Annotated in this window: 5 protein-coding genes; 1 reads left to right on the top strand and 4 read right to left on the bottom strand. The window is 72.7% G+C overall.

Annotation, left to right across the window (positions count from 1 at the left end):
• Window positions 1-94: 94 nt before the first annotated feature.
• Window positions 95-2,392 (bottom strand): ATP-binding cassette domain-containing protein, encoded by a 2,298-nt coding sequence (locus tag ACFV9M_RS03470; protein ID WP_385063749.1) that lies wholly within the window; start codon window positions 2,390-2,392, stop codon window positions 95-97.
• A 204-nt stretch (window positions 2,393-2,596) separates the two neighbouring features.
• Window positions 2,597-2,914 carry a DUF5132 domain-containing protein gene (locus ACFV9M_RS03465; protein ID WP_385063747.1) on the bottom strand — a complete coding sequence of 106 codons (318 nt, stop codon included), beginning with the start codon at window positions 2,912-2,914 and terminating at the stop codon, window positions 2,597-2,599.
• 348 nt (window positions 2,915-3,262) lie between these two features.
• Here ACFV9M_RS03465 and ACFV9M_RS03460 point away from each other — a divergent pair, with 348 nt between their 5' ends.
• Window positions 3,263-4,603 carry a glutamine synthetase gene (locus ACFV9M_RS03460; protein WP_385063745.1) on the top strand — a complete coding sequence of 447 codons (1,341 nt, stop codon included), beginning with the start codon at window positions 3,263-3,265 and terminating at the stop codon, window positions 4,601-4,603.
• Between the two features lie 196 nt (window positions 4,604-4,799).
• Here the strand turns inward: ACFV9M_RS03460 and ACFV9M_RS03455 are convergent, their stop codons facing one another.
• Both ACFV9M_RS03455 and ACFV9M_RS03450 read right to left on the bottom strand, forming a co-directional pair.
• Complete coding sequence (locus tag ACFV9M_RS03455; RefSeq protein WP_385063744.1) at window positions 4,800-5,348, bottom strand: GNAT family N-acetyltransferase; 549 nt, start codon at window positions 5,346-5,348, stop codon at window positions 4,800-4,802.
• Window positions 5,345-6,664 (bottom strand): type III PLP-dependent enzyme, encoded by a 1,320-nt coding sequence (locus tag ACFV9M_RS03450; RefSeq protein ID WP_385063742.1) that lies wholly within the window; start codon window positions 6,662-6,664, stop codon window positions 5,345-5,347. The genes ACFV9M_RS03455 and ACFV9M_RS03450 overlap by 4 nt, the downstream gene beginning before the upstream one ends.
• Window positions 6,665-6,848 lie beyond the last annotated feature (184 nt).

Raw genomic sequence — 6,848 nt, 5'->3', positions numbered from 1 at the left:
GGTACCTCCGAAAGTTGGGCAGGCGTGGTGACAGGGCACGCCGGAGCGCGCCGACCGCGGTGTCGTCACGCGGTCGGCCGGGCGGGGACGGGGGTCAGGCCGCGGGTTCGCCGGCCTGGAGTTGCCAGAGCGACGCGTAGAGTCCGTGCTGCGCCAGGAGTTCGTCGTGAGTGCCCTGCTCGGCCACGACGCCGCCGGCGTCCATGACGTAGATGCGGTTGGCGTGGCGGACCGTGGAGAGCCGGTGGGCGATGACCAGCATGGTCCGGTCGGCCGCGAAGCCACGGAGCGTGCGCTGGATGGCGGCCTCGGTCTCGTTGTCCACGGCGGAGGTGGCTTCGTCGAGGATGACGACCGGCGCGTTTTTGAGGATGGCGCGCGCCAGCGCGATCCGCTGGCGCTGTCCGCCGGAGAGCGCCGCACCGCGCTCTCCGATCACCGTCTCGTAGCCGTCGGGCAGCGCCGCGACGAAGGGGTGGGCCTCGGCCTTGCTGGCAGCTTCGACCACTGCCTCGTCCGAGGCGTCGAAGGTGCCGTAGCGGATGTTGTCGGCGATGGTGCCGTCGAAGAGGAAGGGGTCCTGGGCGACGAACCCGATGGCGTGGCGCAGCTCGTGCCGCGACAGCTCGCGCACGTCCCGTCCGTCGAGCAGGACGCTGCCGCGGTCCGCGTCCTGGAAGCGCAGCAGGAGTCTGGCAATCGTGGTCTTGCCCGAGCCGGTGGCGCCGACCAGGGCGGTGACCTGCCCGGCCGGGATGGTCATCGAGAGGTCTTCCAACGCCGGGGGGCGACCGGGGTAGGCGAAAACCACGCGGTCCAGGACGATCTCGCCGCGCACCTGGTCGGCGTCGACCGCTCCGCCGGTGCCGTCGGCCTCGACAGGCAGGGCCCGCAGCCGCTGGACCCGGTCGTAGGAGGCGACGGTGCGCTGGTACTGGTCGACGATGCCGCCGAGCCGGCTCATCCGCATCAACAGCATCTGGGGCAGCCCGATCAGCGGGCTGAACACCTCGAAGCGCAGGGTGCCGTTGAGCACCGAACGGCCGCCGATCAGCAGGGTGCCGGCCATCGACGCGGTGGTGCAGGCCCGGACGGTCTCGGCGTGCCGGATGGTGCTGCGGTCGGTCCGCCGGCTGCTCTCCTGGGCGGCCTCGCTCAACTCGTCGACGCGCTCAGCCTCGTGGTTCTCGGTGCAGAAGCTCTTGACGGTGGCGCCGGCCTCCAGCGAGTTGATCACTTGGCTGCCCAGCCGGGCCCGCCGCTCGCCGGTGACGGCGTAGTCGGCCGCGGCCTTGTCCTGGTGACGCAGCGACAGCCAGGCGACGACCGGGATCGGCAGGAACGCGATCCAGGCGATCTGCGGGGCCAGCAGCAGGAACGCCGGGACCAGGAGGGCCAGGCTGGTGCCCAGTTGCAGCACCTCGTTGGCCGGTCCGGCGAAGAAGGCGCCCAGTTGGCCGACGTCGTCGGTGAGCACGCCGGCCACCCGAGTGGTCCGCTCGCCTTCCAGGTGCCGCAGTTCAAGGTGCTGGACGTGTTGGTACGTGCGGCTGCGCCAGTGGTGCTCGACGTCCTGGCCGAGTCGACGCCACTGGAGGTTCGAGGCGTACGAGAGGCCCGCCACGGCAGCGCACGCGCCGGCAACCAGCCCGGCGAGGCCCAGGAGTTGCGCCGACGCGGTGGTCAGGCCGAGGCGGGCCAGCGGGGCTGCCCGGCCCTTGATGAGGACGAGTCCGGTCCAGCCGAGGAAGGTGCCGAGCGCTACCTCCGAGACCTGACAGGCGACGGACAGGGCGGCGGCTCGGGAGAGGCGGCGGCGGTGGGGTCCGACGATCTCCAGCAAGGGGTGCCGTCCGGCGCCCCGCCCGGCCGCGTCCGGGGTGCTGCCGGACGTTGCGCGCCCGCCCGGCTCTGGGGGCGCGTCGGCCGTTCCGTGCCATGCCTTGCGCAGGACGGCCCCGGTCGCGACGGCCACCCCGCCCAGCGCCACCAGTTGCCTGGTCAGCGCGGATCCCTTGACCAGCGCGACTGCCGCCGCGGTTCCTGTGCCGACCGCGAGCACCGGTCGCACGACCGGGCCGAGGTCCGGGCGGGGTGCCGGCGCGTCGGCGGCTCGGGCCGACGCCGGACGTCCGCCGGCGCCGGCCGGATCACCGGCGATCACGGTGACCGCTCCGCGGACCATCCGGCCGACGTCCGCGGCGCGCACCCGGGCGTCGTGCCGGACGAGCAGTCCGCCGGTGACGGGGTTGGCCCGGGCCTCGGTGATCCCGGGGATGCGACGGAGTGCGGCGGCGAGGAGTTCGGCCGTCCATGGTCGTCCGAGCACCAGTCTCACGTCCCAGCGCTGGCGGCCCGGAGTGACCGAGCGCGGGCGCGCGTCCCCTTCCACGGTGCGGAGTCCTGTTGCGGCGCCCACTAGCGATGACATGCGTACGACCACCTGTTCGCGGAGGTCACGGGTAATCCGTCGACGGGCGCGGCGGAGTGCGGCGCGCGGCGGATCACTGTGAGGGAACGGAAACCCCGAAAGGGGCGGGGGTGCGGCCGACGGGAGGACGGGCCTGGGCGGCCGGCCGGACCGGACATCAGAGGGTCACTGTCCTTTTCCGGTGCCGGTGGTCGCGCGGGTCCTCGGGCTCTTGTCCTCCCCTTCGCCCCGGTCCCCGGCCTTGGCCGCCTCGCCCGCCGGAGCCGCGCCCTCGGCGGACGCGATGTGCGTCGCCATCACGTCGGCGGCCACCTCGGCCGCGAGGTCGTTGATGTTCTCCCCTGCCTCGTGGGCCGCCTTCTTGACTTCCATGACGACACCGACGGACGTCGTGATGAGGCCCCGCACGAGCGGCTTGAAGATGCGCTTGGCCAGCGGGGCCGCGATGAGACCGATCAGGAACGGGGGGACGACGGGGGGCATGGCGCTCCAACCTCTTCACGCGAATTCGGGACGGGGGCCCAGGGCGCGGCTGATTCCGGACGCACGACGAGAAGGACGGAAGAAATCCGTCTTCGCCGTTGGCGGGAATGCCGTGCCGGACAGCTTCCTTCGCCGAAGTGGTGAAACCGTCCGCTCCTAGATCACCGTAGTCCAGCCACGCCCGATGAGACCAAATGGACCTGGACCATTTCACTCATGCGAGTACCCTTCTCCACACTCTCCCGATAATCCTATTGATAAGAGCTTCCGATACTTTCCCCGCACGGACGGGTGAACTCCCAGGCGGCCGGTGGCACACCGGCTTCCGCCGACACGAGCATGGCCGGCATGACCATCACGCATCCCCGGACTGAAAGGGCCGCCCAGGCCCGGGCAGCCGAAGCCCGACTCGAAGCCGACGGACTCGACGGGGTGGTGTTCGGATGGGTCGACAACGCCGGCCTCACCCGGGTGAAGTCCGTCCCGCGCGCCCGGCTGGCGCACGCCGCCGAGTACGGTGTGGGCGCGGTGCCGTGCTTCGACCTCGCCCTGGTGGACGACTCCTTCACCGTCACGCCCTCGAGCACCGGCCCTGTGGGTGACCTGCGGCTCGTCCCCGACCTCGATCGGCTCGTCCCGCTCGCCGCCCAGCCCGGCTGGGCCTGGGCGCCGGCCGACCGCTACGCGCAGGACGGCACCCCGCATCCCGGCTGCCAGCGCGGCTTCGCGCGCCGGGCCGCCGAGGCGGTCGAACAGCGGGGATTCTCGGTGAGGGCCGGCATCGAGGTCGAATGGGTGGTGGCCGACGCCGCCGGGGCGCCCGCGACGTTCGGACCCGCGTACGGGATGACCCGCTTCATCGAGCACTCCGACTACCTGCGGGACCTGCTGCGCATCCTCACCGACCAGGGGCTGACCGTGCTCCAGCTCCATCCCGAGTACGCCGCCGGGCAGTTCGAGGTCTCGGTCGCCGCCGAAGGGCCGGTCGAGGCGGCGGACACCACCATGCTGGTGCGCCACACCGTCCGGGCCGTCTCCGCCCGCCACGGCCTGCGGGTCTCGTACGCGCCGGTCTTCGCCGAGGGCTCGCTCGGCAACGGCAGTCATCTACATCTCAGCCTCTGGCGAGAGGGCCGCAACCTCGCGCACGGCGGCCCCGGGCGCCACGGGATGCATCCCGACGCCGAGAAGTTCCTCGCGGGCGTACTGGCGGAGCTGCCCGCCCTCCTCGCCCTCGGCGCGCCCAGCGTCGCCTCCTACCTGCGGCTGGTGCCCTCGCGTTTCGCGGGGGCCTACCGCTGCTGGGGCCTGGAGAACCGTGAAGCGGCGCTGCGCCTGATCACCGGCTCGCACGCCGGGCAGGCCAACGCCGAGGTGAAGTGCTTCGACGCCGCCGCCAACCCGTACCTGACGGTCGGCGGCGTGCTGGCCGCCGGGCTCGCCGGCCTGGAGTCCGGACTGCCGCTCCCGCCCGAGACGCCGAGCGACCCCACCGCCCTCGGCTCCGCCGAGCGCCTCCCGGCGAGCCTGCCGGAAGCCATCGACGCGTTCGAGAAGTCGGCGCCGCTGCGGGAGGCGCTCGGCACCGAGCTGTACGAGGCCGTGCTGGCCGTCCGGCAGGCGGAGGCGGAACTGTTCTCCCGGTGCACGGACGCGGAGGTCGTCGAGGCCGTCCGCTGGCGCTACTGACGAGGGCGCTCCCGGCCGGCGCGGCCGGTCGGGAGCGTCGTTCAGGGGGCGGGGTGTCCGGGTGAGACGGACGCGCTCGCGGTCCTGTCGCGGGTATGCGGGTGTCGGGTGGGCGCGCAGGCGTCCGCGGCCGACGCGACATGCCTCGGTGAGCGGTAGGGAGCGGTGTGGGCCGTCGGGCGTGCGGGCATCGGCATCAGCTCGTTCCGCGGGCGGACCCGGGCGGCGCGTCGGCGGCGGGCTCCAGCGACTTCGTCATGTAGACCGCCTCGGCGCCATAGCTCGCGGGCAGCGCGACCTCGGGCCGGGTGCGGTAGCCAAGCCGCGACCACAGCGAGCGGGAGCCGCGCACGGCGACCAGCGAGAGGGACCGGTGGCGGGCCTGCCGGCCGGTCTCCTCGAGGTGCCGCGCCATCCGACGGGCCATGCCCCGGCCGCGGACGCGCTCGGCGAGCGCCAGGTCGTGGAGGTGCAGGTTGCTCCCCCGTTGACCTTCGCGCCCGACGCCTCGCTCGGCCAGGCTCAGGTCCGGGCAGCGGAACAGTGGGTACGGCAGGGCCAGCAGGTAGCCGCCGAAGGCGCCCGCGTGCTCCAGCACGAAGCAGGTCGACGGTGAGGCACGGTGCCGCGAGCGCAGCGCCTCGCGGCCCTCGGTCAGACCGCTCGCGCCGTAGGCGACCGCCTCCAGCGCGACCACATCGTCCCAATCCTCGTCATGGAGCAGCCGGATCCTGGTGTCGGTCATGCGTCTTCTCCGCCCCGGGCCCGGCCGCCGACGCAGGTGCACTGCAGCGGCTCGAAGCCGTTGAAGCCGCGGGTGGCGTAGGCGGCGGCGTACGCGCCGCAGGAGTGCACCCACACCGGGTCGCCGGAGGTGAGCGCGCGCGGGACCCGTACCGGACCGCCCTCCTGGGCGAACGCGTCGTCGCTGTCGCAGGTCGGTCCGGCCACCACGGCGTCGACGAACTGTCCGTCGGGGTGCGTGGGGAACTCCAGGCGGTACTGCAACTGGTCCATCTCGTACAGGCCGTTGAACTTGCCGCAGCTCAGGTAGAGCCAGCGCTCGCGGGTGCCGTCGAGCCGGTGCCGGGAGGTGAGCCGTGCGACGTGGGCGCGGATCGCACCGTGGTCGGCGACCAGATGCCGGCCAGGCTCCAGCAGGAAGTGGAGCGGGACGGCGTGGGCGGCGCGCAGCCGTTCCATGCCCTCGCGGATGGCCGTGAACATGCTGCTCAACGGCGGCACCAGCGGCCGCCCGCACCGGTCGAGGACACCGAGGGCGGGCAGTCCGCCGCCGAGGTTGATCCGGTCCGGGGTGATGCCGCGTCGGCCGAGCGCCCGGAGCACGGCGGCCAGCGAGTCGATCGCCGTGACCCACGCTTCGGCGGTCATCTGCTGGGAGCCGACGTGCAGGGACAGGCCGGACGGGACCAGTCCGAGGGTGCGGGCGGCGCCGAGCACGCGCGGCACGTCCTCGGGCGAGCAGCCGAACTTGCGGCTGAGGCCCCACAGCGCTCCTTCACCGGTGGTCGCGATCCGGCAGAACACCCGCGACCCGGGAGCGTGTTCGGCGATCGCCACGACGTCCTCCGGGCTGTCGGTGGCGAAGTCGCGCACGCCCAGCCGGTAGGCCGCGGCGATGTTGCGGTCGGACTTGACGGTGTTGCCGTAGTGGATCAGCCCGGGAGCGACCCCGGAACGCAGCGCCTGGGCGATCTCCTGCGGGCTCGCGGCGTCGAAACCGGCGCCGAGCCGGGCGAGGTGACCGAGCACCTCGTCCACCGGGCACGCCTTCATCGCGAAACGCATCGCGACGCCGGGGAGTTCGGCGCAGAGGGTGGCGTACTGGCGGCCGATGCCGTCCAGGTCGTAGATGATGGCGTCCTCGGTCGCGACGGCGAGCGCGGCACGCAGGGTGGAGTGGTCCTGCTGGACGGGAAGGGACCCATCGGTCCCATGCGAGTGAGCGAGTGCGGTCGCGGCGCGGTGGTGGGCTCTGCCGAGATCAACGGCCTGGCGCGGTACGGTGATCTGGTGCATGTCGGTGATCTGTGGCCTCACGTGTGAACTTTCGTTCCGACTGGAAAAAGGGCGCCAGGAGCTGGCTGGCACGCGGAATGTCGAGCGAGGGAGCGCAAAGGTTGGCCGTGACGCGCGACTGGGGCTCCCTCTCCGCTTCGCACTCTATGCGGCCCCGCAGGTCTTCGAACGGGCCGAAGGCCACGGCACCCGGCGACAAGGTGTC

It is taken from the genome of Streptomyces sp. NPDC059895 (assembly GCF_042731035.1).
Taxonomy (GTDB): Bacteria; Actinomycetota; Actinomycetes; order Streptomycetales; family Streptomycetaceae; genus Streptomyces.
The sequence above is the reverse complement of the archived record's forward strand: the minus strand, read 5'-3'. Positions and strand labels throughout refer to the sequence as shown.

Excerpts from the sequence above, each read along its gene's own strand:
- ACFV9M_RS03460 (WP_385063745.1), top strand. The coding sequence starts at position 3,263 with ATGACCATCACGCATCCCCGGACTGAAAGGGCCGCCCAGGCCCGGGCA.
- ACFV9M_RS03465 (WP_385063747.1), bottom strand. The coding sequence starts at position 2,914 with ATGCCCCCCGTCGTCCCCCCGTTCCTGATCGGTCTCATCGCGGCCCCG.
- ACFV9M_RS03455 (WP_385063744.1), bottom strand. The coding sequence starts at position 5,348 with ATGACCGACACCAGGATCCGGCTGCTCCATGACGAGGATTGGGACGAT.